The organism is Paenibacillus sp. FSL M7-1414, from assembly GCF_038003195.1.
GTDB classification, from domain to species: Bacteria; Bacillota; Bacilli; order Paenibacillales; family Paenibacillaceae; genus Paenibacillus; species Paenibacillus amylolyticus.
The window spans coordinates 879,202-903,963 of the sequence record NZ_JBBOOS010000001.1 but is presented as its reverse complement, the minus strand read 5'-3'; the positions used below and the strand labels follow the sequence as shown (position 1 = coordinate 903,963).

Sequence of the window (24,762 nt, the reverse complement as noted above, 5' to 3'; positions counted from 1 at the left end):
ATAGTCTCATTCTAAGCATATTCATAACAAAACTGCGCAATTTCAATCATTTATACATAGGAGTCCTCGAAAATGCCCAAACCGAAGAAACCGGTCATTGAATATCGCCACTATAGCCTGCCCATTGATTTCCCTGTCCTGTTACTCAGTGGAGACCGCTGGAGAATATCCGATATCAAGAGTGAGCATCTTCATTTCCATAACCACATGGAGATTGGCATCTGTTATTCCGATGGAGGCATCATGGAGATTAAAGGGGAATCTGTGCCTTTTCGGGCAGGCGACATCACGTTCATTCCCCGATACCTTCCGCATACCACATACAGTTCACCTAATAACGCCAGCCTGTGGGCTTATATCTTTTTTTCACCGGAAGAACTCTTCCGTCATTCGCTCAAAACAGCACAAACTCACATTGAACCGAATCTATGGGCGATTCAGGGAACCAATTGCATTCTGAATAAGGAACAGCATCCCAAAATTCATATGCTCGCAACTTCAATCGTTGAAGAAATGAAGCAGCAGTCCCCCTACTATCGGGAGAGCGCGTACGGCTCGTTGATGTCTCTATATATCGAACTGCTTCGAATTCATGCGAGCAGCGAACGCTTGTCATCTCAGGATCACGAACGGGAACGAGACCTCCAAGGTGACTTGGTCATCTCACCCGTGCTGGAGTTTATCACCAAAAACTATATGATGCCTGTGACCATCGATTACCTCGCTGAACTGTGTCATTTGAGTACAACGCATTTTCGCCGCAAGTTCCATGAAATTATGGGAACCACGCCGCTTGATTTTCTGAACAGTACCCGGATTGAAGAGGCATGCAAACGATTAAAAAGCACCGAGGCCTCCATTCTGTCCATCTCTGAGCAGGTCGGCTTCCGATCCATCTCCAGCTTTAACCGCTGCTTCGCCAAACTGATGGGCGAATCGCCTAAAGCCTGGCGCAAAGGCGCTCATACAGAAGCACAGTCTGCAAAAGCCTCAATATTGGAATTTACGGGGTGGGTATGAAGGAATTTGTCGAAATGTGATTGCGCCCCCCAGAGATATTCGCTACAATGCCGATAGAATACAAGAGATTTTGTCCGAAGCTACCAAAGGATTGAACAATCTCTAAAGGAGCAGCATTTCGTGTTATTAAAAATTTCAGGCGTTGTCCTGACTGTTGTACTCGCTATTACCGTACTGCTGCTGTCAACGATCAGAGAACCACAATCTGCTGCGCTTCATGCCCGTCAAGGTGTTCTGGACCTCTCGGCCTGGGACCCTGAACAAAACGAGCGGATCAAGCTGGACGGGGAGTGGGAATTTTACTGGGAGCGATTGCTTCCTGACGAATCTGCAACATCGAATCAGGCTGGTCCAACGAAAGCACCCGACACCTATGCAACCGTTCCCGGCTCCTGGAATCGACTTAAAGTGGATGGTGAACGACTGCCAACCCACGGCTTCGCCACGTATCGACTGGTACTGCGTAATGCACCTGTTGAGGGAACACTGGCGATCAAAAAAATGAACATCCGTTTTGCCAGCGAGATCTACATTAATGGCAACAAGCTGCTGGAAGACGGGCATGCCGTGGCAAAATCCGCAGGTTACCGACCAGGCAACTCCCCCCAGATTGTTTTTTTCCCCTATCATGGCGGTGACATTGAGATTTTGATTCGGGTGGCTAATTACGATTACACGGACTCTGGCATTCCGGGTCCACTCTTTTTTGGCGAACAAGCAGCCATGCTGAAAAAACATCAATTCAACACAGCTATCGAATTTGGCACGCTTGCTGTACTGGGTACCATTTCGATCATATTCCTCATCAGTTACCTAGGGTCTGCACTCTACCGAAACAGAGACGATTCCCTGCTGCTGATTGGTCTAATCTGTCTGCTGTATGCACTTTATAACGGCATGATCAGCGAACGTGTGTTATCCATGGCGGGCACGGAAATTTCCTTTATCACACTCTATAAATTAAAAGATTTCTGCTCTGTGGCATGTCTGGGTCTGTTAACCTTTTACTTCTACCGATTCAAAACAGGCATCCTGTCCGGTATGCTCACGGCGTTGATCCTGATCATCTTCGGAGCTTACTTATGTATGGTCACGCTCCTGCCTATTTCCATCTACGGGCTGGCTGCGCCTTACGTCGTCGTTATGTACACGTTGATGTTGCTCTGGTTGCTGTATCAATGTGCAAAACAGTTCCTAACCAGTGAGAAAGGCGAACGGCTGTCTACTTTTCTGTGGTACGCAGCTCTCTTAAGCATCATGTTGTACTGTCTGGACATTAATCTCTTCTCGATCTCGCTCAAGGAAAATATGAATATCGGGCAGGCTTCCATTGTCCTGTTCAGCATCCTGATGCTGTTTCTAGCGGTGCTTCGGTTCTTCGAGGCCTATCGTACGGTCCGCACCCTCAAAGATCAGTTGCTCTTGCTGGACAAGGTGAAGGACGACTTCCTGTCCAATACTTCGCATGAGCTCAAAACACCGCTGAACGCGATTGTTAACATCAGTGAAAGCCTGCTTAAAGGCGCAGAAGGTCCCCTTACCGATGAGCAAGCGCACAATCTGGCGATCGTGACGGGAAGTGGCAGACGATTAACCTATCTGGTCGATGAATTACTGGATTATTCGAAAATGAAACATGGCGACATCCCGCTCCACCGGTCTTCGACCGATCTGTACTCGTTTGTCGAATCGGTCATGCGTATGCACTCCTTCCTGCTTGGCGCGAAAAAGGTGGAGCTTATCAACTGCATCCCGGCGCATTTCCCGCCGATCTATGCAGACGGCAACCGACTGATTCAGATTTTGCATAATCTGATCGGCAATGCCGTCAAGTTCACGGAACGTGGCACGGTAAGCATCAAAGCTACGGTTGTGCAAGGCAAAGCGGAAATACGCATTGTGGATACCGGCCGTGGTATCGGTACGGACAAGCTGGAACATATCTTCCTGCCGTTCGAGCAGGAAGCGGATACGGGGCCAGTCGTTGCTGGAGGCACCGGTCTAGGACTAAGCATTACACGCAAGCTGGTCGAGCTGCATGGCGGAACCATTCATGCGGAATCAGCACCCGGCATGGGTGCTACGTTCATCCTGACCTTTCCGCTGGCAGAGAATAAAGGAGAGAAACGTTCCAACGTCATGCCACTTACCATCGCTCCTACAGGTCCTGGTAATCGGCTACTCCGGTTCGAAGAACCAACGATTGTACAAGGGAATAAAGACGAATGGATCATCGTTGTGGATGACGACTCGGCTAATTTGCAGACAATAGTGAATCTCTTGAAGCTGGAAGGTTACAGTTATGCGGTCACTTCACGCTCCCCTTCCGTACTGGAGTTGCTGGACAAACTACCTGCCGTGCATCTCGTCATTGCTGATATCATGATGCCTGACATGTCGGGTTACGAATTGCTGGAACGGATCAGGGAGCGCTTCTCTCCTTCCGAGTTACCTGTACTCATGCTGACGGCGAGTAATAAAGCCCATCAATTGAAGCTGGCCTTGGAGAAAGGTGCCAATGATTTTGTATCCAAGCCGTTCGAATCGGAGGAACTGCTGGCTCGGATCGGCGGTTTGACTCGGATGAAAACATCCGTGCAAGCTGCGCGAGATGCCGAGATATCCTTTTTACGGTCACAGATGAACCCGCACTTTCTGTATAACGCCCTGAACGCCATTGCCGAATTGTGTGTGGATGCGCCAAATCGGGCAGAACAATTGATTTTGCAATTATCGAGTTACTTACGACGGAGTGTGCACTTTAAACATCTGGACTCAAAAACTAGCCTGATGAACGAACTGGAGATGATCGAGGCATACGTAGCGATTGAGCAAGCCCGTTTTGGCTCAAGGTTGGAGGTCATTATCGATGTGGATGCGGATGTGAACCGGAACATGGACATCCCACCGCTCACGTTACAGCCCCTGATCGAAAACGCGATTCGGCATGGCCTGATGTCCAGCATTCGCGGTGGTCGCGTCATGTTGTCTATCCGCAATCTGAATGATACGGAAACACGGTTCACCATCGAGGACAACGGAATCGGCATAACCAAACAACGGATGGACGAAATTCGGCAATCCACGGACGGCAGTAACGGCGTTGGACTATGGAATATTTCCAGCCGGTTGAACCTGCTGTATGGCAGACACCTTCAGATGGAAAGTCTGGACGGCGAGGGAACGCGGATTACATTTGATCTTCCAAATCAACGTCTAAGCACAGATGGGAACGGGGGTTATGAAACATGAAGATGAAAGTCATCATCGTGGACGATGAGGATTTGTCGCTGAAGCGACTGAATCGTATTTTGACAGAAAGTGGAGAAGTCGAGGTATCTCGTGCGTTTCATGACCCGGAGGAAGCCTGTGAATATGCGGCAGAGAATAGCTTCGATGCGGCATTTCTGGACATTACGATGCCTCGCATCTCGGGTATGCAACTCATTGGTGAATTGCGTAAACATCATCCTTTGCTTCCAATCGTGCTGGTGACAGGATATGAGGAATATGCGGTGCAAGCTTTCGACAAAGAGGTCATCGATTACGTCATCAAGCCGGTCACGGCTGAGCGACTGAACCGCAGTATCAAGCGATTGCAGGAAAAGCTTCACAAGTCCGTGATAACACCTGAACCAGCGGTGCCTGGACCCAAACTGAACGTTCGTCTGTTCGGTGAATTCACTGTGTTTGGCGGAGCCGGAGCAGACAGTCCCATCAAGCTTAGAACGCCCAAGACGGAAGAATTGCTGGCATTCTTGCTGTATACCAAATCGACTACTCGCGATGCCTTGGCCGATACGTTGTGGAAGGACCTCAGTCCGCAGAAAGCCTGGACCAACATCAATTCCACACTGTACTACGTGCGACGTGCAATCGGTGATAACAGTGACGTGCCTATCATTCTTAAGGACAGAAACGGTATCCGTATCGACCGGGAAGCGATTAACTGTGATCTGTACGAGTTCGAGGCTTTGTTCCGACAGATGCGTCAGGCATCGGCACATCGCCCCGAGCTCTTCGAGCGGATGGACACGTTGTATACGGGTGAACTTCTGAAAGGAAGGCATTATGAGTGGGCTTTCGCGTGGTCCAGACAGCTGGAGCTGGATTTCATCATGACGATGGAGACCGCTGCCCACTATCACGCGAAGGCAGGCGAGCCGTTACGGGCGCTGTATTATTTTGAACGTATCCTCCAGATTGATTCGATTCGGGAAGATATTCATCACGAGATCATCCTGTTGTATCTGTCGCTTGGACGAAGAACCGAAGCGCAGCGCCAGTATCTGGTACTGGAGGATTTGCTCCAAGAGGAGCTTGGCTCCAGTCCGGCAGCAGATATCAAACAACTGTTGCGACAATCATGAAATATCAAAAAATCCCATGCCTTGGCATACTGAACTGCTCCTATCGTAGTCTTTTAAGGTCTACTATGACAGGGAGCAGTTCAGTGTTGCTTTAGGCTTGGGCTTTTTGCAATAGATGGACGTTCATTCGTTCGTTCTGGTCGGATGATTTTACATCATCATGGTCTAGAATCAATTACTCATTTATAAGTTTTTCTGTATTAAGGGTAAACCCTTCAATCACGACATCTTCGTCCACTTCAATCATGATGCAACGTCTGCCTTGATAATTCACCTGTTTCACATATCTCAGGTCTTGCGGGCTAACCGAAATCGTAGCAACCTTGGTCTCGATCTTAATGGACTTGGACGTAAACTTCGGCATAACACTGGTCGCCTTCATCTCATAATTCTTGTTGTCAACGATCGTTTCGAAGGCACGTTCTACTTTCTCCGTTGTCAGATCCTCTATACCGCTTGCGGTCAGTACACGTTCCAGATCTTTATAATCCAGCTTCGGAGGTTCTTCCTCATGGGACTCTTCGTTAATTTCGATGACTCGGTTGATCTCCTCGTATACATGTGCAATGGTGGCTGAATCTAGCTGTTCACCAGCCACTTCCTTGACGATATCTTCGAAGATTGCCCGTTCTTCCAGTGCGGTAACGGATCTTTCTCCATTCAATACATTTTCAACAAAATGCGGATCTGGGAAATTAGATTTCCCTGTACAATACAGTACACGATTCACATCGGAGTAGTTGTCCGTTACGCTAGGGTACAGGAATCCTTGCTCTGGCGTGCTTAATTTGATAATCGGATCGACAATAATGTTGTATTTGAATTCTCTCTCCACGTAATCAAACAAGAGTGTTTTCCGCTGTTTCTCCGTGGAATTCACGCTGCACAGAATGAACGGATGAGCGAACACCTCATTCTTCTCACTCTCTTCCGTAGCTTCGTTTCTAGCCTTGGTCGGCAGATAATATTGTCCACGCACAAACGTAGCTACCATATCCCGCTCAAACTTCGTATCCACCAACATTCGATCCACGAGCAGCAGCATCAGATCCTGCCATTCATCCGGATCACCTGTTACCAAAGCCTGGTGAAGTAGTACTTGCGCCGGGTCCTCCGCCGCTTCCTGGAACTTCAGTTCGAACAACTTCTGATCCAAATCACCTGTCAGCAATTTTTTGAAATTGCCCATGTACAGCTCCTGCTTCTCTCTGTCCACCAGTTCGAACGGGTGACGCTCCCAGTGATAGACCTCATTCGTTTCCTTCGTAATATACACGTTGAGAATATCGTAAATATTCAGTAGATCGTGATCGAGTTTAAACTGCTTGCGTATATGCGCGACTTCTTTTTTATTCATATTGGATTCGGCAACTCCTTAGATATGTTTCTGGCTTTATTAGTATAAAGGATCGACAGAAAATTTGTTGACTAAGTTGTAGCTTGACGATTACTAGATTTCAGTTACCCAAGTACGTGATATTCACAACAACACAAAAAGGGAGACACTCTCTACGTTCATACGAGCACCTCCTGCATGTGTTATATCTCCTGATGTTCTAGTCTATTACAGCGATTCCCATTAACATCTTACATATTTACGCTTGAACCCCGTCCGCCCTTTATCCACTGCCTTTTGGATATTCTCAGAGGCATTCAGCAGCTTGTCCTTGTTCACTTCGACAGGTCCCACAGCCTTGGCTATCTCCACTGCCTGATCGTGCAACGGTTGATAGGATGTTGCAACGGTATACAGGAAATTGTTCATCGAATATTTCGTTCGTTCCGGAGATTCGTGAATCGTCTTTTTCACCTGTTCCAGCATCTCCATCAGTTTATTCTCCGAAAACTCAGCATCCTTTCGACTGCCGAGCAACCAACAGTAACAGCTCCATCCTGCTGACATTCTCAGTTCATCCCCACTAGCAATCCACGCATCGGAAACCTCTTGCGCAATGTCTGTCTCGGCTAACGTCACAGCAACGATAAAGTCAGATATCATGTAAAAATAAGCAGCGTCAATCCAACGGTCAAAATCAGCTTCCGTCATCGCTTGAGGATCGGCAATCACGCCCGCAAAGTACATCGCATCATAATTCCCCGTTGCATATAGTTGCTCCGCCAAAGGCTGATCCTTTTTGATCCGCTTCGCCATTGGTTTCATCGCTCCGGTTGCCACGCCAAATAGCGGTTCATGCGCACCGTTAGAGATATAGATTTTTTTCGTTCGTTCTTTACCCAGCGCTTCTAGCTCTTGCATCACTTCATCTAGATTCATTTCGCGACACTCCCCATCCTATTTAATTAATTTCATTCCTGATCGAACAGACGCTTATGTTTGTCAAAAAAATGGTAGAAAAACCGCACATTGTCCAGTTCAAACCACTCTGCCGTTTGCAAAATCGTCCTGTCTAGATTGTAAATTTTAGCATGGAGCGTCCCCAGAACAAAGGGCGAGTGCGTCGAAATGATAAATTGACTGTCAAAATATCGTGCCAACTCATTGATTTGCTCCGCCAGTCTGATTTGGTTAACAGGAGAAAGCGATGTTTCCGGTTCATCCAATAAATACAATTGGCCCGGAAGCAGGTACTCTTCGAAAAACTGCATGGAGGTTTCTCCATTGGAGTATTTTTCCTGAGAAAACTGAATGTTATCCAGCTTTTTCTTGAATGCATAGGAATGCGCTAACTCTTCTGTCTCGGCCTTGCTCATTCCTTGTTGAGACTGTTCATACAACAGTCCTTCGCGGAGCACATTTGCTTGCTGAATTTTCTTGATCTCATATAAAATGTCCTCTGACTTGATGTATCGGCTCCCTTCTGGCAGTTGCCGGATGACATGCTCCTGTTCGTCACGCCCAAGCTCATAACTGCTCTTATCCAGAAAACGCTGCACATAGGCGCTATTTCCATACGTTGTCATTCGTTCAGAACCTGTAATTCCCAACTTGTTGGCGATCACGTTCAGCAGGGTGGATTTGCCAGAGCCGTTGCTGCCATAGAGCACAGTGACTCGATCAAAAATAAGGACTTCTCCTGAGATATGTTTGAATACATGATCAGGATATATATTGGGGTTGCCGGAAATTTGCGAAGACAACTTGAAATTGCTTAGATAAATCATTGACTCACTCCTTATCCATTGTTTCGCACAGATCCCTGAAAAGATAGATATAACTTCTTCGCAGACAGACATTTTTCCTTTCTTATGCTTCTACCGGCAACTTCTGAATACCTGCCCAGAGCCTGATTGGAAGAGGGAATTCCCCCAGCACAAGCAGAGCAACATATGTCCATGTCCAAGCAACGTTAAGCTATGGCAGGATACGTCGCTCATCGTTTATGTTCAGTTTAGTGTTGTTAAAAAAATCGAGATGAGGAAGGATGCGAGAGCATGAGCAACAATCAAGTGTTAGGCTTCGCCCCTGCCCTGGGCTGGAATTCGTGGAATACCTTTACGTGGGATATTAACGAACAATTAATTCGGGATGTCGCTGATGTGTTTGTATCGGAAGGTTATCTGGCCGCTGGTTACGAGTATATTGTCATTGATGATTGCTGGAGCCTGAAGGAACGGGATGTAAGCGGTAATCTGGTGGCTGACCCGGATAAATTCCCGAGTGGAATGAGAGCGCTTTCTGATTATATCCATAGCAAAGGACTGAAGTTCGGCATGTATTCATGCGTGGGTACACATACATGTGCCGGGTATCCAGGCAGCTTCGAGCATGAATTCCAGGATGCTGTCCTTTTTGCCGAATGGGGCGTTGATTATTTGAAGTATGATTACTGCTTCAAGCCGCGCCATATCTCAGGAGAACTGCTGTACAAACGGATGAGCCTTGCGCTCAAAAACTGCGGACGCGATATCCTGTTCTCCGCCTGCAACTGGGGAGCTGACGATGTATACGATTGGATTCGCGAATCGGGGGCTCATATGTACCGCTCCACCGGCGATATCCGTGACAATTGGGATTCAGTGAAGGAACTTGCCCTGTCTCAATTGGGCAAACAAAGCTACACCGGCTCCTTCTGCCATAACGACATGGATATGCTGATTGTTGGTATGTACGGTGGAAGCAACAATGATTATATTGGCAGCATCGGCGGATGCAACGACATCGAATATAAAACCCACTTCTCACTCTGGTCCATGATGGGTTCCCCATTAATGATCGGATGTGACGTGCGCAAGGCTAACCAGATCACAAAAGATATTCTCCTGAATCCTGACCTGATCGCTATCAATCAGGATGTAGAAGCGCGCGGAGCTTACCGCATTAAACCAGAACCGCAATGGTTTCACACGGACGATGTATTTATGCTGGTGAAGGTACTCACAGATGGTGATCTAGCTATTGGTTTCTTCAACCTGAGTGACAGCCAACGGGAATTGTCTTTGCAATTTTGGGATATGGGTCTGCCTTACGCTGCCGGTTATGCGCTGTCCCTGTATGACTGCTGGAAACATCAAAAGCTTGGTGTATTCCGTGAACGCTTCGCTCCCGTTGTCGCAGCACATGATTGTTTAATTGTGCGTGCCAAACTGGTGAAATAGATGGCTCAACATCGCCTGTGCACCTCCTGTCAGGTCCCGCTCTCTTCAGACGATGTGGGCATCTACCTCAAGTTGATCTCGCACTCTGCCCAGCAATTTCTGTGCATTGATTGTATAGGAGTGAAGCTGAACTGTGGACGTGAGCCTATTGAGAAGCTGATCCGTTATTTCCGAGAGTCCGGGAACTGCGCCCTGTTCCGTTAACGTTATGCCTTGGTCCCGTGCAGCATCATGTACGATGTTGGCGTGTGTGAAGTTGCTTTCTTAAATACTTTGGAAAAATATAACGGATCATTGTAGCCGACAGAATAAGCTACCGATTGAATCGGCAGGCCCGACGTTTTCAACAGTTCACAGGCGCGCTCGATTCGGCAGGATGTAATATACTCCAAAACAGACTTGCCGGTTGCTGCCTTAAACAGACGAAACAAATAACTGCGCTCCAGATTAACTGCCTTTACGATCTCGGTGACGGTCAATGTTGGCTTCCAGTAGTTCTGCTCGATGTACTTTCTCGCCAGCCAGACATAATCCTTGGCGTCCACCTGCGGCTCTTTCGGATAATGCTCCATATAGTAGGAGAGCAGCAGACGCAAACGTGCATCCGCCCGCAGTAATTCATAAGATGATGCACCCGCGTTCCAGGCAAGGTGGAAAAAAGGCTGCAATGTCTCCGGCGAGACCGTCACCACGGGTTGTACCTCTGAGAGCTGTGTCAGCCCCAGCAACCGCCCGGCATCCTCACCGCTAAACTCCACCCAGACGTACTCCCATGGATCTTGCGGGTCTGGATAATAGTAAATCTCCTTTTGCGGAAATATGATAAAGCTTTCCCCCGTAACGAGCCGAAAAACGCGGCCGCCCGTCTCCAGCGTCCCTTGGCCGCGGATAATATAGTGCAGCGCATAAACGTCACGCACGCCTGGCCCCCATTGGTGAGGGTTAGCTGGCTTGTGACCACCGCTGATAAAATACAAATTACTGGCTCTACTGCTCTCATGCCAAATCGGATTCAACCTTGATTCCCCCTTTCTAAGACGCCCTGTTCTGGCGTTAGGTTTATCTTATATATCGTTGATCAGATGCTCGGTAACGCTTACATGCTAAATCCAGAGAGGAGAATGTTGTATGCTTAGAATGGTTACGGTAGAACATGGACAAGTGCAAGGACTGCCCGCGGCGGACCCGCGGATTACCAGCTTCAAGGGAATTCCTTTTGCCGCACCTCCTGTAGGTGAGAACCGCTGGCGCGCTCCGCAACCGCAGTCGAACTGGGAAGGTGTACTGCAAGCTTTTGATTTTGCCCCCATCTCCATGCAAGCCCCAACAGTCATCGATGATAACAATATCTATACCCGCGAATGGGCCGTTGATCCCGACCTGCCCATGGACGAGGATTGTCTGTATCTGAATGTCTGGACACCCGCCAAGCGTACGGACGAGAAGTTGCCTGTTTTTGTCTGGTATTTTGGCGGGGGCCTGCAAGTCGGCCATACGGCCGAAATGGAATTTGATGGCGAGCGAATCGCTCGTAGAGGTATTGTCGTTGTGACGATTAATTATCGACTGAATGCCTTTGGCTTCCTGTGCCATCCTGAGATTAGTACCGAATCCCCACATGCACCCGCCAACTTTGGTCATCTTGATCAACAAGCAGGTACCCAGTGGGTCAAACGCAACATTGCCGCCTTTGGCGGTGATCCAGACCAGATCACCATCGGCGGACAGTCGGCAGGCGGAGGAAGTGTACTCAGCCAGATGACCTCTCCTCAAAATAAAGGCTTGTTCCAGCGAGCCGTCATCATGAGCGGTATAGCTACCGAGTTGTACCCGAAGGTCCGCGTGCCTTCTGTCCGCTCCACACTAAGGGATGCAGAGCAAGCAGGGGTTGAATTTTTCGGCTTCCTGGGTGTATCTTCCCTGGCTGAGGCGAGACAACTGGATGCTGAATATCTCCGTGACAAAGCACTCGAATACAAAAGCTTCTGGGGAACCGTCATCGACGAACAATTCTGCGCAGGCGATCCGTTTACTCGTTTTGTTCAGCAGGAGCGCGAGGCGATCCCCGTAATGCTGGGCCATACGTCTTCCGAATTTTGGACCCGTCCCGCCGCAGCCAATCTGGAAGAACTGAAGCAGATGGCTGTGGAGCTATTTGGCGAGGATGCTCCTGCCTTTTTGCAACTATGTGAGGCTGATTCCGGCCAAATCGAACATGCTCTGCAACAAGCATCGGTCCGCATGATCCAACATGCCATTCTGCTCGCCATCCGCGCGAACAGCGGTCATCCGTCTGAAACGCCTCTCTACTATTATAACTTCGACGCCGAGATTCCGGGCTGGGATCAGCCAGGTACTTTTCACTCCGTTGATCTGTGGTTTTTCTTCGAAACACTTGCCAAATGCTGGCGGCCTTTCACAGGCAAGCATTATGATCTGGCTCGCCAGATGTGTAATTACTTATCCAACTTTATTGCTACAGGTGACCCAAACGGTTCGGACTCCACCGGAAAGCTGATGCCTCATTGGACTCCTTGTACTACGGAACAGCCGTATCTAATAGAATTTGGCGATCAGGCTCAATTACAGAAGGCTGAGCCCGGACCGATGCTCGCGTTTTTAATTGAACAATATTTCAAGAAACAGAATGCACCTGTTGTTTAAAACATGAGGTTTGCCCTCTCACGATATATGTAAGAGCCATGCTGTCGCATGGCTCTTTTTGTATAGTTTGAATGGTAGAGCGATGTTCATTCGCCCATGCCTATTTAGCAAGTTGCCCCACTACAGATGCCTAAGGTAACAATCAGGCAGCCAAAGGAATCCCACGAACATTCAGCATCATTCCAAGAGATTCGTTATATATGAGTCTGTGTTGGTTTGTTGAAGATGACAGGTAGCGTAATCTGTAATGAAAAGGTATCTTCTTCCTGCGACACCGTCAACGTCCCGTTGTGTTGCTGAATCATTTTCTGACAACTAACGAGTCCAATTTCGTTGCTATCTTTCTTTTTGCCAACACGTTTAATCTTATTCTCCACCCCAAGAATGACCCATTGTTGCTTCAAAGAAATCTGGATATGAACGGGATGCCCTGGATCGGCGTATTTTCGAATATTTGAAAATATATTATCCATTACGCGACGCATGGCGACCAGATTAATTTCCAGCAAAAACTCCTCATGATGTGCATCTGTCTGAACCTGCACATCTATATCATCCAAAACCACTAATTGCTCATCTATGAGTTGATCGATAAGCGCTCTGCCCTCATACATTTCAAATTCTACTTCCTCTTCTTCAGCGGCAGAGGATACCGTAAAATATTCGAATAGTTTGTCCGACAGCACTTTGATCTGATAGGCCTTCTCCCGGCTATTATGAATATACTGCAACAGATCCTCATGTGTCTTATATTTGTTGAGCTCTATGATATCCATATATCCTAATAGAATCGTGAGTGGCGTTCGCAAATCATGGGAAATCGCCGTGATCAATTCACGGTTGGCCATCCTGACCCTCTCCTCGCTGCCCAGCCGCTCCACAAATGATTTCCTCATCTCATCAATACTCTGGGCCAGAGATGACAGTTCATCCTTTCCCGATATCGTAATCGAATAATCCAAATTTCCACCTTCGAGTATTTTGATCTCTTGTTCAAGCACGCCAATATAAGATGTTTTCTTATTAATCATCAGTAGAAAGGAAACAATGAACACAATGGCCGCTATGAAAACACCAATAATCAGAATGAGGTTGTAATATTGATACTCATAAAAGCTAACCAAGTATATCTGGGCATCCTGATCCGCAAAATGGATGGTGGTGATGGGTATTTTCGATGGCACGAATTGAGTTAACAACTCTTCATTGATGGCAGGATCAATCTCCGTGTTGGAGGAAAATATCAATTTGTCTTTTGCAAAAATATATAGATTTAAGTAGCGCTCATGTCTTATCCAAGCAGACAATTGCTCATGATCACGGGTTGACACGTTCTGGTTATCCACAAATGCTTCGAATCGATCAAGCGCATCTTGCTGCCTGTTCTCTACAAAAGTGGATTTGCTTAAATAACTATCCAATACAGTCTCGCCAACAACTTGTAAAATAACGAGTGCACTTATGGAAATGACCAAAGAAATGACAACCGCCAGAACCAGTTTAATCTTCAGCTTTTTTCCGATTAATAATCTATTCAATTTTGTACCCCTTCCCCCAAACGGTCTTCACATATTTAGGGTTCTGCGGGTCATCCTCCAGTTTGCCTCTCAAGTTACGAATATGAACCATGACCGTGTTATTACACGTATAAAAGTAGGGTTGCCCCCAAACACTCTCATATATATTTTCTGCCGAGAATACCTTTCGTCGCTTCTTAGCCAACAGCAGCAAAATCTGGTATTCAATTTCAGTTAGAGCAATCTCCTTCTCTCCAACAAACACGGCTTTTGAATCCTGATGGACGGTAAGATCCTTAACGATAATTTGGTCCTGTTCTTCGGTCTTCTCCTTGCCCCGATATACATAATACCGTCGCAGTAAGGCCTTCACCCGCGAAACAAGTTCTGTATAGGAAAAGGGTTTGGACAAAAAGTCATCACTGCCTGAGGAAAATGCCAATTGTTTGTCAGAATCCTGCGTTTTCGCCGTGAGAAACAGGATCGGTGCGCTTGTTTTTTCACGAATCTCCAGACAAGCCTTCAGCCCCGATTTATTGGGCATCATCATATCCAAAATAATGAGATCCGTCTCTTCGTTCACTTTATCAATCGCATCTTGACCATCTATCGCTTCAAACACTTCATAATTCTCACTCTCTAACAAAATCCTTACAATTTCACGAATTTCACTGTTATCATCAGCAATTAGAATTTTCTTGCTCATCTGATCCCTCCGTCTAATTTCAGTATAATATGCGCTATTAGCGACTACCAGCAAATACAATCGACTTAAGAATTCTTCAGAAGTTATGTAGGTATCTCTTAATAATTTCGTCTTATACTGTAAATATGTAGAAGTTATTAGACAAAGGGGTCGTCAGGTATGCCACAAACTTCGAAAAAAGTAATGATTAACATATTGTTGGGTCTGTTCATCATGTTGTCCATTGGTCTACTGGTGTATTATTCTCCTGCCCTTATTAAAATCATGTCTTCCATGGACAACTTCAGAGCGTATATTCATTCAACAGGCCATTGGGGTCCGGTCATGTTTATTTTATTCCAGATTCTTCAGATCGTGGTTGCACCCATTCCAGGAGAAGTGGTACAGATTGCAGGCGGTTATATCTATGGGGTTACACTCGGGTCCTTGTATACTACAATAGGTTTGATTATAGGCTCAGCGATTGCTTTTTATTTTACTCGTTTTATCGGTCGCGCTTATATTTCACGGCTAATGCAAAAGAAAAATAATAAGTGGATGTCGTTAATTCATGATGAGAAGAAGTTCTCCGCTTTTTTATTCATCTTTTTCGTAATTCCCGGCTTGCCCAAAGACATGCTTGTATTTGTCGCCGCACTTACATCGATTAGTTCGTTTAGATTCTTCACGATCCTTATCGTCGGTCGTCTGCCGTGGATCATCGCATCTACCGTTGTAGGGTCCACAATTCATATGCAACAATACACAATCGCCATTATTATTTCTGTTATCGCTGTAATCGGGTTTGTACTCGGTTATATCTATAGGGAGAAATTGGTGGGATTGTTCTCCCGGTCAGACAGTACCAAAGCCAAAGCCAAGGCTATACCCAGTTATAGTACGAATAGGGAGTCTCGTAAAATAAAAAGAGATACAACATGAACAAAGCCAATCTATTGATATGAAAACCGGAGGTATATCATCTTATGCAAATACTTAAAACCAATCGATTAATCCTGAGAAATTTCACCTTAACGGACGCAGCCGGACTGTTGGAATATGCAGCAAATCCCAGAGTGAATTGTTTTATGGATCAACAAATTTCAACATTGGAAGATGCGGCGGCAGAGGTCGCAAAAAGAAGCAGTGACGATTCCCACATCGCGGTTTGCCTGAAAGACAGTAACGAGTTGATCGGTGAGCTGTTTGGTATGAGGGAAGATCGGGATTCCGATACGGATAAAGATTCGAATTCAGATACGTATAGTATAGGTTGGAATTTTAATGGCAGATTTGAAGGGAAAGGGTACGCCAGTGAGAGCGCCAATGCTTTCATCGAAAATCTCTTTATGGAACAGGGAATCAGAAGACTGTACGCCTATGTCGAGGATGATAACTTCCGTTCTCAGAAACTGTGTGAGAAGCTGGGCATGCGTCGGGAAGGTCTTTTTTTGGAGTTCATTTCATTTGTCAAAAATGAGGACGGCACACCGAAATACGAGAATACGTATCAATATGCTTTGTTGAAAAAGGAATGGCTGGCACAGCGTGAATCGCAGAAATAAAAAATGACAGCCCCATCATTAATTTAAAAAAGTTATAGAAATGAGAACGTACCCATGTGTACGTTCCACAACAAATACGGCGGCTTCTCCCTGGATAGATTCCAGAGGAAAAGTCGCCGTTTTATTATCGTGCAGAACACTATTGTTCGAGCAATGTGTTTATAAGGTCATAATACATTCAACTTGAATTCTAGACGGTGCTGCCCCAATATTGCTTTGCAATCTTCTGCCCTTGATCAATCTTCGCCCATTGCTGAGCCTCGCTTAATTCGTTACCTCCATAACAAGATGCAAAGCCGCATTGGTGAGACAACAGCAGCCGATCCTTATCGATGATTTTGGAAGCTTCGTCCAGCAAACGGACAACGCGCGCTTCATCATCGAGTGTACTCGTTTTGGATGACAACAGACCCAGTACAATTTCCGTTTCAGGTCTGTCCTTGAACACTTCCAGAGCTTCAATTGAACCCGCACGATCATCATCCCACTCCAGGAAGAAACGGTCATACTTCAATTGCTTCAGGAACAGATTCGCAATTTTGGCATACGATCCACCACCCATGTTGCGGGAATCATAATTGCCGCGGCAGTTATGTGTCCACATTTTCAAGCCAAGGCTATGACCAAAGTCAATCACGGTATTATTAATATCAATGAATTCGGTAGCGAGACCCTTTACTTCATCTTGATTAATATTTTCCCCTGTAAAAGGAGAGTTCGGGTTGTCGTCTGCAAACAGTTCCCACAAGCAATCATCGAATTGCAAAATTTTACCGCCCACTGCAGCGAATTCCTCCACGAATTCTTTATACGCGATCACAAGACCCTCTTTGAGCTCCTGTATGTTTTGATATACAGAATCCGTTCCACCAATGTTATCCGACCAGGAAAGCTCACCGAAGATATGGGAAGGAGACGGTACGCAAAGTTTCGTTTGTTGCTCGCCAGCCGTGTCTTGCAGTTGTTGGAACAGTTGAATGAAATGATGGTTCTTTCCACTCAATTTATCAGTGATGCGCAGTCCAATATCTTTGCGTGTTTCATATTTCGAAGTTCCGTCCACATCTCTGAAAAAATAGCCGTGATCCGCGATGTAACGCTTCACTCCGCCAAATCCCCATACAAAGTCCAGATGCCACATCGATTTGGAGAATTCGCCATCGGTAACCACGGACAAGTTATGTTCGATTTCCTTAGCGACAACTTGTTTGATTGCCTCTATCTCACACTTCTCATATCCTTCGTAGTTTTCATAGAACGGATATTGGATATCATCATTATGTTCAATTTGCGTTTTATATTTCAGCAGCTCATCCGGCCGCAATAAACTTCCTACGATCTGGAACTTATCAGTCATGTAAAAAACCCCCTCGTTGTATACAATGATCATATCACGCTGAGAGCAGTTAGAAGGGATACTAAAAAACCATAACTGGTTATAGTTAAAAGCTATATCCACTTATTAGCCAGATTTCAGTGAAACCGTCACCGACACAGTATACCTCTATCCGTGAACGTTATTCAATTTCACACCGTACGACGACGCAGTTCATAAAAATACTGAACGGCTGGATGCTTTAATTTGACCTGCTCCGACATGTTCAGAATTCTCTTTTTGCCAACTCGTCTGTCCATTAAAGCCAGAATATTAAACAAGATATCCTTGCTCTCCAGATTATCCTCTATAGAAGTTGATAGGTACGTCGTAGCTGCAACGGTAAAATTCGATTTACTGAGTGCGGTCTGCGCCAACAAAAGCTCTTTGGCAAGTACGGAGATTTTTCTACTTCTTGCCATGACTTGAAGACGATCCTCGGGAATGGGTCCTTTGGAATCTTTTCTGATAGCTTCAATCTCTTCATCGCTCACAGGAATCATGATTTCCGGGTCGCTCTTGATCTCCTGCTCTGACTGATACCATCGAATTGGGGTTGTAGTATCACTCATGTTGAGTACATTCTTTTTATCTACAGTAATATAACAATTGCCTGATTTATCAGGTGAATAGCTATAGCTGGTGGCACGGTACTCCACCCTTCCAACTAACGCAGGACTAAGAAAACTCTCCAGTTGTTGCTTCAATTTACTCCAGGACATAGATCCTCCTATTATCAAAAGCCTACCGCATGAATTACGGCGATCATTTCAAATATTTTTCAATCCGTCTCCAGTATCAACATTCATCTAAATTATAACATAGCAAACCAAATTGATGATGGAAGAAACCCAGTTATTGGTTTTAAAATCCCCTATGTGATAAAATTGCAGAAAATTATCTACTTACTATTAAATCGTCATAGCCTACCATTGGAACATACGTTGTTATTCACAAAGGAGAGGAAGAGTGTAATGGCTACGAAGGAAGCAACCTTACCTGCTCATATGGAAAAACTCGTTAAAGATAATGATATCGCTACCGTAAAAGAGGTTTTCGAGCATTGCGAATGGGATGCACGTGGGGGTTATAGCAAAGGTACGGCCCTCAGCTTTCGGCATATTTCGGATGAATTGGTCCGCTGGCTGGTAGCGCAAGGAGCAGACATTAATGCACGCGACAAATATCAACGCACGCCTTTACATGCCCATGCCTCACATTGGTCAGGAAATGTGCCCCTGTTCCTTGAATTAGGTGCGGATCTGGACGCTGTGGATTACCAAAATGAAACTCCGTTACATGCAGCGGTCAATGGGTATCGAACCAAAGTGGTTCAAGAGTTGGTAAACCAAGGCGCTACTATTAACGTAGAAAATAAACAGGGAAATACGCCATTAGCTAAGGGGTTAGCCAATTGCAGGAATAGCGATATAGTCAATCTGGCAGAGATTGCCGCAATTCTGCTGGATGCCGGAGCATCGGTCACCCCGGATATGAAAGATTCGGTGAAGCGGATCGGTAAGGATTTTGAATTCGTCCGTGAGAAGTTCAATAAGGACAAGGTCGATGAAGTTTCAGACGCGCTGATCAAACTGTACCAGTTATTTGATGTCGATCCGGTCGCGAATCGGATCATGCACGATGGGACTACCCCCATTCAGGTAAAGGCAACCACTTGGACCAAACAGCACCAAGAGCTGTGGGAATATCTCATTCCGGCCCAAGGCCACGCTCAAACGGTGCAGGGAGAGATCATCCGCATCACAGGACGTGTGTCCCATGAAGTATTGGATAATGGCGGTGGAAACTGGGATGCGGAGTATCGCAAGATGCTCGATGCACTGATTCGTCACCTGGGCTCTGGTGCGCCACTCGCCCCCGCACTTCTCCAAGAGGCAGCAGACTTGGTCAGCAGGCTTCGCAATGGATACGATTTTGATGCGCCTGCCAGATTATCCGAGTTGGCTGTGTTATGGGTGCTTGCCAATCCTCAGCCGGTGGCTATGGAAAAGCCTGCGTATACGCGTTAAACAGCAAAGCAAAAAAAAGAAGCGGAAGAGTTACCGCTTCTTTTTTTGCTATTAAATCTACCTGAATCATACTCCGTATCCATGATTACGTCTTACTCACTCCACCTGTTCATTACTTTCAAACTCATCGAGCAATTCGCGTACTTTAGAAGTGGTTTTGGCGTTCATCAAGCTGTTTCTCAGCTCACTAGCACCGCGGAAGCCACGAACATAGATTTTGAAAAAACGGGCCAGCGGGCTGAACGAACGTGGTTCAAGCTCGGAATATTGATCATGGAGATCCAAATGCAGCCTTAGCAGATCAAGCAATTCCTTACTGCTGTGTTCCTTCGGCTTCTTCTCAAAAGCAAACGGATTCTGGAAAATACCGCGTCCAATCATAATACCATCCACGCCATATTGCTCAGCTAGTCTCAGGCCTGTCTCACGGTCAGGAATATCCCCGTTAATCGTCAGCAGTGTATTGGGCGCTATCTCATCACGAAGCTTCTTAATCTCCGGAATCAGTTCCCAGTGAGCGTCTACTTTGCTCATTTCTTCTCTTGTCCGCAGGTGAATGGACAGATTCACAATGTCCTGTTGCAAGATATGGGTTAACCAGTCACGCCATTCGTCTACCTCAGTAAATCCGAGACGCGTTTTTACACTGACCGGTAGCCCCCCGGCTTTCGCTGCCTGAATAATCTCCGCCGCAAGGGCTGGCCGGCAGATCAATCCACTTCCTTTTCCATTCTCGGCTACATTCGCTACCGGACAACCCATATTGATATCGATGCCTTTAAAGCCTTCTTTCGCCATACCGATACTCATCTCACGAAAGAATTCAGGTTTATCTCCCCAGATATGAGCCACAATCGGCTGTTCATCCGCTGTAAACGTCAAACGCCCTCGCACGCTATGGTGCCCCTCCGGGTGACAATAACTCTCTGTGTTCGCAAACTCCGTAAAAAACACATCCGGTCTGCCCGCTTCACCTACGACATGCCGAAACACAACATCCGTAACATCTTCCATGGGTGCCAGTATAAAAAATGGTCGTGGCAATTCACGCCAAAAGTTTTCCTTTGTCATCTCAAAAGCTCCTCTATACATTCCAGGACAGTCTTTGTCCTCATTAATAGTTAAAATAGTAAAACTCGTAACTCATGCATCTGCTGGCCTATCATCTACATGATCATTCGCAGTTTCGTTGCAATTCACATTATGCTGTCCTTGCTTCTTCACTTATACCATGCAAATGTAACTTCGTTCAAACAGCAGTATCTGTTATTACTTCCATTAGATCTTCAGATTAATGGAAGTTCGATGATCTCAAAATTGCCCTTTCCCGATTTTATCACGTCTTTATTAGATTTTCAGCCCGATTGCTCTTGCCGAACTGGAAAAGCTCCTCTAAAATGAAGCTCGACAGGCTTTTAACCTGCAAATCGAGATTTTAAGGAGGCCTGAATGATATATGGAAATTTCACTGGATATGATCAAAGACAAAGTCGAATGTTTGCAGGCTTATGACTTCCGTGAACTGGAACGAGCGATCGAAGAACGAATCGGAATGAACAAAGCATTAATGCTGCGCGTGAAGCAAGTTCAGCATCAAGTAACGTTTGACCCTTTTCGCAACAAGATGTTATATAGTGCAATCGTGCATTTTGCCGTAGATTAATGGACCAAGATTTTCAATAGTGAAAAACAGTTCACTGACGCAATTGCATTTAAGCATATCCTATAAAGCATGCAAAAAAGAAGACGCGAATTCGCTCGCGTCTCTTTCCATATCAAACTCCACTTTCTCTTGTTACAAATCTTGCTTAACCAACAACAACTTATAAGCAGAATTTCACCTGTAATCATACTTTACATAGTTAAATACGGGATCGTACCACTTTACAAACAGTCATTTTTGAGGATTAAGGGGGTAATACCATGCAAGAATTAATATTTATGAAGAATTATAAAAACAATGAAGTACTGCGCAAGAGTTTTTTCAAGCTTGCTGTCAACACGTTTGAGATCAATTTTGAAGATTGGTATCAACAAGGATACTGGGGCGAGCGTTACATTCCTTATTCATATGTCGATGGAGACCAGGTTATTGCCAACGTTTCTGTTAACATCCTTGAGCTCATCATTCACGGTGAGAAGAAAAAAGCGATTCAAATCGGCACGGTGATGACACATCCTGATTATCGGGGGAAAGGACTCTCTACACGTTTAATGAACAAAGTTTTAGAGGAATACGAGAACAAGTACGATTATATGTACCTTTTTGCCAATGAATCTGTGCTCGATTTTTACCCCAAGTTTGGGTTTAAACCTGTGGAAGAACATCTTTTTTCAATAAATTATACGGCAAAAAAATCACCCGAGCCTGCGAACATCCGAAAACTAAATTTAACTAACGCGGAGGATTTACGTCTTATTCAAAAATTGGCATCGGAAAGATTGCCTGTTTCTCAGCATTTCGCAACCCATCATGCTCAAGGAATACTCATGTTTTATTGCCTGAATGTCTTTAGTGATGATATTTATTACTTGGAAAACGAAAACGTCATTGTTATTTATCAGAAAGAAGACAATCATATTGAGCTCTTCGACGTTGTTAGCTTAAACGAAATGAATATGAAAGATATCTTGGATAAGATTGCAGATGAAGATACAGAGAAAGTAACCTTTCATTTCACTCCAGATGCAACAGATGATATCGTTCTAAAAAGTTCGATCACCAATGAAGGTTTATTTGTAAGAACCCATGGTGAACATCTCTACCCTCTGCACGTTAAACATCCGATTACATCTATTGCTTGATGATTTATTTAATAAGACCTACCACCAGACCATACTTAAAAAAGATCAAAAAGGAGCAGGATTCCCTGCTCCTTCGTTATGTGAAACTTCTTTCTCTCATCAAACGTAAATTCACAAGGTATAATGAAATCAGATGACCGTTCAGCATGATCTTATGACCATCATAATGAAGGAGGGGACATTCGTGGCGTTTATCCCGCTAAACTGCCCCAATTGCAACGGAAGAATTGAATACAAGAAGGATGAGGTTTTAAAGTGTCCCTATTGTGAAACAGAACTTTTATTGAAGCAAAATCATGTCTATTACGTAGACCAGACTATTAATCATTACCATGGAACGCCCCCTAAAGTACCACCGAAGCAGACTGCCTCCGTAAAGGTAATGCTGATACTGATGTTAATCCTAACTGGCGCGATCGGTACATATTTTTATTATAGCAACAGCTCCACCTATCCAAAAACAGAAGCCAATCTGCCTGTACGAAAGATGCCTGAAAGCGAGGTTCTGCTCTCATTTTTGCGAGATATCTTTGATAAAGGGGCCGCCTTGCCAACAGAGGAGGAATTGGCTCGTATTCGCTATTTAACCGTAGAGCATTCGGAGAATGATCAGTGGAAGTTTACATATAGCCTCTCCGATCCCTTCAGCGATGAACAGGCCGAGAAGATCACTTATATTACTCAGGACAAGAAACTGAATAGCCAGCGGATTGATCAGCGAGATTTTGAAGCTTTTAGGGGACTGACGGCATTGGACCTGACGAATACCTATGAAATATCCCAGACGGACCAAACCACTTTGGCCCATATGCCCGGATTAAAAAGTTATGGAGGCGCTTTTAACGAATCCTTTAGTACATTTTCGGGCTATTTTGGCGACAAGTCTAAAATTACTGAGCTTTCCACGCAGCTTCGCAGCAATCAGGAATTGGCCATGTTGCTGGAATTCCCCAATCTGAACTCTTTATCCATTACCTATGTGGATGAGTCTGTAACAGATTTTCACTTGTTAAACCAATTGCCAATCAAGTCCCTGTCGCTCACCTTTGTCGATGAACTCGGATGGTTGTCGTCCATGACCGGGCTATCATCCTTGTCTATACAGTACAGTGAAACCACAGACCTGCAGCCGCTATATGCCTTGACCCAGCTTCAGGAGCTTCAGTTGTCCTATTTAACGAACGTAAAGTCCATCGACTTTGTGCAAAATATGCCTGCTCTACAAACGTTAGATATCGAAAATGTAAACTTCTCCAGTCTGGAGCGCTTGGCCGGCAAAAACTCTATTACTACGCTGCGCCTGGCTTCTCTAAGTGAGCTTGGCTCGGTAAAGGCCATAAACAGTCTGCCCTCTTTGCGGGAATTAACGTTGTCCGGCTACTACGAGAATGCAGAAGCGCTGACACTGCCTAAAGTAGAGCGAGTGGAAATTCCAAGCTCCTTTCTCCCCGGGCTAAAGGCCCCGGCTACAACCAGTCTGACACTCCGTGGCGGAAGTGGGGAATTGAACTTGGCTGCGCTGGGGAAATTTCCGAAGCTGAAGCAGCTTTCCCTCTGGGAGATCAGTGAAATAACCCGTCTTGCCGCCCTGGACGGCTTGTCCCGCCTAGAGACTCTGAAAATTTACGACTCGTCACTGTTCAAGGAAAGCGATGCCTTATTTCGTTTGAAGCAGGTGAAATCTCTGGTGTGCTACGAGTGTAGGCTGAACTTTGAACAAAAGGCGGCCGCGAAGAACAGCGTACTTGAACATTTGACCTTAAACCAGTCATATTTTAGCATGAACAATACCTCTGTTACTGAAATTGATCAAATGATGCCTTACTTTGCCAAAATGTCCGCTCTGCGTTCCTTCACTATGCAAGACAGCAATTTGGCTTCTCTCGAATTCATGAGCAACTGGCAAGCTATAGAGGAACTTCATCTCGAGAACAATGCCATTTCCAATATTGAGACCCTAAGCCAGCTGCCTAATCTGCAAAAGGTATATCTATCCGGAAATTCCGTACAAAACAAATCCGTGCTTGGTACAGCTGTGCACGTATATTAATTCCCGGCTGGGATGATGGGAGTTTTATACTACTATAATTAATGGATGGTATTAAAAGAAAGACAAGAAGGGGTTCGAGAATTATGTATAAATTCTCGAACCCCTTATGTTTATGTTTAGCTTT

The 24,762-nt window shown here is 45.6% G+C and carries 21 protein-coding genes; 12 read left to right on the top strand and 9 right to left on the bottom strand.

Translation table 11 applies throughout. The features are described 5' to 3' along the window. The first annotated feature begins 72 nt into the window (after nucleotides 1-72). The 3 genes from MHH92_RS04150 (at nucleotide 73) to MHH92_RS04140 (ending at nucleotide 5,390) form a co-directional block, all read left to right on the top strand. Nucleotides 73-1,020, top strand: coding sequence for an AraC family transcriptional regulator (locus MHH92_RS04150; protein WP_340902125.1), 948 nt, complete (start codon nucleotides 73-75; stop codon nucleotides 1,018-1,020). A 120-nt stretch (nucleotides 1,021-1,140) separates the two neighbouring features. Next, complete coding sequence (locus MHH92_RS04145) at nucleotides 1,141-4,272, top strand: ATP-binding protein (RefSeq protein WP_340902123.1); 3,132 nt, start codon at nucleotides 1,141-1,143, stop codon at nucleotides 4,270-4,272. Then, nucleotides 4,269-5,390, top strand: a complete 1,122-nt coding sequence (locus MHH92_RS04140; RefSeq protein WP_340902121.1) for a response regulator — start codon at nucleotides 4,269-4,271, stop codon at nucleotides 5,388-5,390. Before MHH92_RS04145 ends, MHH92_RS04140 begins: the two co-directional genes overlap by 4 nt. 175 nt (nucleotides 5,391-5,565) lie before the next feature. Here the strand turns inward: MHH92_RS04140 and MHH92_RS04135 are convergent, their stop codons facing one another. From MHH92_RS04135 to MHH92_RS04125, 3 genes are all read right to left on the bottom strand, one after another. Next, nucleotides 5,566-6,747 (bottom strand): DUF4317 domain-containing protein, encoded by a 1,182-nt coding sequence (locus tag MHH92_RS04135; protein ID WP_036668338.1) that lies wholly within the window; start codon nucleotides 6,745-6,747, stop codon nucleotides 5,566-5,568. Between the two features lie 222 nt (nucleotides 6,748-6,969). Next, a complete protein-coding gene (locus tag MHH92_RS04130) occupies nucleotides 6,970-7,665 on the bottom strand; it encodes a DNA alkylation repair protein (RefSeq protein WP_340902118.1) in 696 nt (231 codons plus the stop codon). A gap of 32 nt (nucleotides 7,666-7,697) precedes the next feature. Next, nucleotides 7,698-8,513: an AAA family ATPase gene (locus MHH92_RS04125; RefSeq protein WP_150364492.1), complete on the bottom strand. Its 816-nt coding sequence runs from the start codon at nucleotides 8,511-8,513 to the stop codon at nucleotides 7,698-7,700. 270 nt (nucleotides 8,514-8,783) lie between these two features. Here MHH92_RS04125 and MHH92_RS04120 point away from each other — a divergent pair, with 270 nt between their 5' ends. Both MHH92_RS04120 and MHH92_RS04115 read left to right on the top strand, forming a co-directional pair. Continuing rightward, nucleotides 8,784-9,947, top strand: a complete 1,164-nt coding sequence (locus MHH92_RS04120; protein ID WP_340902113.1) for a glycoside hydrolase family 27 protein — start codon at nucleotides 8,784-8,786, stop codon at nucleotides 9,945-9,947. Beyond that, complete coding sequence (locus tag MHH92_RS04115) at nucleotides 9,948-10,151, top strand: hypothetical protein (protein ID WP_340902111.1); 204 nt, start codon at nucleotides 9,948-9,950, stop codon at nucleotides 10,149-10,151. It begins immediately after the preceding gene. Between the two features lie 2 nt (nucleotides 10,152-10,153). Here MHH92_RS04115 and MHH92_RS04110 read toward each other — a convergent pair whose 3' ends face one another. After that, a complete protein-coding gene (locus MHH92_RS04110; protein WP_017690624.1) occupies nucleotides 10,154-10,963 on the bottom strand; it encodes a helix-turn-helix transcriptional regulator in 810 nt (269 codons plus the stop codon). A 112-nt stretch (nucleotides 10,964-11,075) separates the two neighbouring features. Between MHH92_RS04110 and MHH92_RS04105 the strand changes: the two genes are divergently transcribed. Then, nucleotides 11,076-12,611, top strand: a complete 1,536-nt coding sequence (locus tag MHH92_RS04105; RefSeq protein WP_340902109.1) for a carboxylesterase/lipase family protein — start codon at nucleotides 11,076-11,078, stop codon at nucleotides 12,609-12,611. 194 nt (nucleotides 12,612-12,805) lie between these two features. Here MHH92_RS04105 and MHH92_RS04100 read toward each other — a convergent pair whose 3' ends face one another. Together MHH92_RS04100 and MHH92_RS04095 are read right to left on the bottom strand one after the other, a co-directional pair. After that, nucleotides 12,806-14,149, bottom strand: a complete 1,344-nt coding sequence (locus tag MHH92_RS04100; protein ID WP_340902107.1) for a HAMP domain-containing sensor histidine kinase — start codon at nucleotides 14,147-14,149, stop codon at nucleotides 12,806-12,808. Next, nucleotides 14,142-14,834 (bottom strand): response regulator transcription factor, encoded by a 693-nt coding sequence (locus tag MHH92_RS04095; RefSeq protein ID WP_340902105.1) that lies wholly within the window; start codon nucleotides 14,832-14,834, stop codon nucleotides 14,142-14,144. Before MHH92_RS04095 ends, MHH92_RS04100 begins: the two co-directional genes overlap by 8 nt. A gap of 159 nt (nucleotides 14,835-14,993) precedes the next feature. Between MHH92_RS04095 and MHH92_RS04090 the strand changes: the two genes are divergently transcribed. Further along, nucleotides 14,994-15,755, top strand: a complete 762-nt coding sequence (locus MHH92_RS04090) for a TVP38/TMEM64 family protein (RefSeq protein ID WP_340902103.1) — start codon at nucleotides 14,994-14,996, stop codon at nucleotides 15,753-15,755. 44 nt (nucleotides 15,756-15,799) lie between these two features. Further along, nucleotides 15,800-16,378 (top strand): GNAT family N-acetyltransferase, encoded by a 579-nt coding sequence (locus MHH92_RS04085; protein WP_340902101.1) that lies wholly within the window; start codon nucleotides 15,800-15,802, stop codon nucleotides 16,376-16,378. 190 nt (nucleotides 16,379-16,568) lie between these two features. Here the strand turns inward: MHH92_RS04085 and MHH92_RS04080 are convergent, their stop codons facing one another. Then, nucleotides 16,569-17,735: a cobalamin-independent methionine synthase II family protein gene (locus MHH92_RS04080; RefSeq protein ID WP_340902098.1), complete on the bottom strand. Its 1,167-nt coding sequence runs from the start codon at nucleotides 17,733-17,735 to the stop codon at nucleotides 16,569-16,571. Nucleotides 17,736-17,905: 170 nt separating this feature from the next. Next, nucleotides 17,906-18,475: an SF0329 family protein gene (locus MHH92_RS04075; RefSeq protein WP_047840534.1), complete on the bottom strand. Its 570-nt coding sequence runs from the start codon at nucleotides 18,473-18,475 to the stop codon at nucleotides 17,906-17,908. 252 nt (nucleotides 18,476-18,727) lie between these two features. On the opposite strand from MHH92_RS04075, the gene MHH92_RS04070 reads away from it, so the two are divergent. After that, a complete protein-coding gene (locus MHH92_RS04070; protein WP_340902095.1) occupies nucleotides 18,728-19,783 on the top strand; it encodes an ankyrin repeat domain-containing protein in 1,056 nt (351 codons plus the stop codon). Nucleotides 19,784-19,879: 96 nt separating this feature from the next. Here the strand turns inward: MHH92_RS04070 and MHH92_RS04065 are convergent, their stop codons facing one another. Then, nucleotides 19,880-20,854: a tRNA dihydrouridine synthase gene (locus MHH92_RS04065; protein WP_340902093.1), complete on the bottom strand. Its 975-nt coding sequence runs from the start codon at nucleotides 20,852-20,854 to the stop codon at nucleotides 19,880-19,882. A gap of 385 nt (nucleotides 20,855-21,239) precedes the next feature. Here MHH92_RS04065 and MHH92_RS04060 point away from each other — a divergent pair, with 385 nt between their 5' ends. The 3 genes from MHH92_RS04060 (at nucleotide 21,240) to MHH92_RS04050 (ending at nucleotide 24,638) form a co-directional block, all read left to right on the top strand. Beyond that, entirely contained in the window at nucleotides 21,240-21,446 is a 207-nt protein-coding gene (locus tag MHH92_RS04060) for a DUF2536 family protein (protein WP_036668351.1), read from the top strand. A 260-nt stretch (nucleotides 21,447-21,706) separates the two neighbouring features. Then, nucleotides 21,707-22,588 carry a GNAT family N-acetyltransferase gene (locus MHH92_RS04055; protein WP_340902090.1) on the top strand — a complete coding sequence of 294 codons (882 nt, stop codon included), beginning with the start codon at nucleotides 21,707-21,709 and terminating at the stop codon, nucleotides 22,586-22,588. A gap of 394 nt (nucleotides 22,589-22,982) precedes the next feature. Next, nucleotides 22,983-24,638 carry a leucine-rich repeat domain-containing protein gene (locus MHH92_RS04050; protein WP_340902089.1) on the top strand — a complete coding sequence of 552 codons (1,656 nt, stop codon included), beginning with the start codon at nucleotides 22,983-22,985 and terminating at the stop codon, nucleotides 24,636-24,638. Nucleotides 24,639-24,762 lie beyond the last annotated feature (124 nt).

What these genes read in the sequence shown, in the direction of transcription:
- MHH92_RS04150 (WP_340902125.1), top strand. Translation starts at nt 73, where the DNA reads ATGCCCAAACCGAAGAAACCGGTCATTGAATATCGCCACTATAGCCTG.
- MHH92_RS04140 (WP_340902121.1), top strand. Translation starts at nt 4,269, where the DNA reads ATGAAGATGAAAGTCATCATCGTGGACGATGAGGATTTGTCGCTGAAG.
- MHH92_RS04135 (WP_036668338.1), bottom strand. Translation starts at nt 6,747, where the DNA reads ATGAATAAAAAAGAAGTCGCGCATATACGCAAGCAGTTTAAACTCGAT.
- MHH92_RS04130 (WP_340902118.1), bottom strand. Translation starts at nt 7,665, where the DNA reads ATGAATCTAGATGAAGTGATGCAAGAGCTAGAAGCGCTGGGTAAAGAA.
- MHH92_RS04125 (WP_150364492.1), bottom strand. Translation starts at nt 8,513, where the DNA reads ATGATTTATCTAAGCAATTTCAAGTTGTCTTCGCAAATTTCCGGCAAC.
- MHH92_RS04120 (WP_340902113.1), top strand. Translation starts at nt 8,784, where the DNA reads ATGAGCAACAATCAAGTGTTAGGCTTCGCCCCTGCCCTGGGCTGGAAT.
- MHH92_RS04115 (WP_340902111.1), top strand. Translation starts at nt 9,948, where the DNA reads ATGGCTCAACATCGCCTGTGCACCTCCTGTCAGGTCCCGCTCTCTTCA.
- MHH92_RS04105 (WP_340902109.1), top strand. Translation starts at nt 11,076, where the DNA reads ATGCTTAGAATGGTTACGGTAGAACATGGACAAGTGCAAGGACTGCCC.
- MHH92_RS04095 (WP_340902105.1), bottom strand. Translation starts at nt 14,834, where the DNA reads ATGAGCAAGAAAATTCTAATTGCTGATGATAACAGTGAAATTCGTGAA.
- MHH92_RS04090 (WP_340902103.1), top strand. Translation starts at nt 14,994, where the DNA reads ATGCCACAAACTTCGAAAAAAGTAATGATTAACATATTGTTGGGTCTG.
- MHH92_RS04085 (WP_340902101.1), top strand. Translation starts at nt 15,800, where the DNA reads ATGCAAATACTTAAAACCAATCGATTAATCCTGAGAAATTTCACCTTA.
- MHH92_RS04080 (WP_340902098.1), bottom strand. Translation starts at nt 17,735, where the DNA reads ATGACTGATAAGTTCCAGATCGTAGGAAGTTTATTGCGGCCGGATGAG.
- MHH92_RS04075 (WP_047840534.1), bottom strand. Translation starts at nt 18,475, where the DNA reads ATGTCCTGGAGTAAATTGAAGCAACAACTGGAGAGTTTTCTTAGTCCT.
- MHH92_RS04070 (WP_340902095.1), top strand. Translation starts at nt 18,728, where the DNA reads ATGGCTACGAAGGAAGCAACCTTACCTGCTCATATGGAAAAACTCGTT.
- MHH92_RS04065 (WP_340902093.1), bottom strand. Translation starts at nt 20,854, where the DNA reads ATGACAAAGGAAAACTTTTGGCGTGAATTGCCACGACCATTTTTTATA.
- MHH92_RS04060 (WP_036668351.1), top strand. Translation starts at nt 21,240, where the DNA reads ATGGAAATTTCACTGGATATGATCAAAGACAAAGTCGAATGTTTGCAG.
- MHH92_RS04055 (WP_340902090.1), top strand. Translation starts at nt 21,707, where the DNA reads ATGCAAGAATTAATATTTATGAAGAATTATAAAAACAATGAAGTACTG.
- MHH92_RS04050 (WP_340902089.1), top strand. Translation starts at nt 22,983, where the DNA reads ATGTTAATCCTAACTGGCGCGATCGGTACATATTTTTATTATAGCAAC.